General features: G+C 36.8%; 1 pseudogene. It reads right to left on the bottom strand.

The features are described 5' to 3' along the window. Positions 1–506, bottom strand: a pseudogene (locus tag AC1DIT_RS28420) (transposase); the annotation flags it as partial.

The following is a 506-nucleotide window of genomic DNA, read 5'->3' as shown; positions in this document are numbered from 1 at the left end:
ATATTATATTTTGCGTCAGTTGTTCTATGGTCTAAGAAATGAAAACCATTTGGTTTTCCATCTCTCATTAAAAAGCCACTATCAGGATCCGTTGTACTTACACGTGTTTTTTTGATTGGGGTATCACTTTCCTTTCTTGGTTTTAATTCTTTTTTCCGTGTTTCTCCCGATCTCCCATGACTGCCGCTTCTAATTCTTCTATATATAATTTAGGACGCTCTTTTTTTACTTTGTGCACAAATTTATTTTTATTTGCGTTCGCCTTCACGTGAGTGGAATCTGTCATTAATGCACGTCCTCCCACCATACGATGTTCCATCGCTTGACGTACGATTTCATCGAAGATTTCTTCAAAAATGTTTGTATGAAGAAAACGAGTGCGACGATTCCAGCTAATTGTGGAGTGATCTGGAACGGAATCTGATAAAGAAAACCCTAAAAACCAGCGGTACGCAATATTTGTTTTAATTTCTTTTTCTAATTGACGTTCCGATCGAATACAATAC

It is taken from the genome of Bacillus sp. 05T22, assembly GCF_056396765.1.
Note: the sequence above shows the minus strand (reverse complement) of the source record. Positions and strands in the feature narration are given on the sequence as shown.